We start from the raw sequence: 214 nt of genomic DNA, 5'->3' as shown, positions 1-214 counted from the left end.
CAACTCTGGGGATAGCAATACTGGAAACAGTAATGCAGGCTCAGACAACTCGGGAGACAACAATACTGGAAACAGTAATACGGGTTCAGACAATTCTGGCGACAACAATACTGGGAACAGTAATACTGGAACCGATAATTCTGGTGATAATAATACTGGAAACAGTAACGTAGGATCAGATAACTCGGGAGACAGCAATACCGGAAACAGTAAT

General features: G+C 42.5%; 1 pseudogene. It reads left to right on the top strand.

Annotation, left to right across the window (positions count from 1 at the left end):
- A pseudogene (locus ESZ50_RS11735) lies at positions 1–214 on the top strand (pentapeptide repeat-containing protein); the annotation flags it as partial.

The organism is Weissella muntiaci (assembly GCF_008107635.1).
GTDB classification, from domain to species: Bacteria; Bacillota; Bacilli; order Lactobacillales; family Lactobacillaceae; genus Weissella; species Weissella muntiaci.
This window is presented reverse-complemented; position numbering and strand designations above follow the sequence as displayed.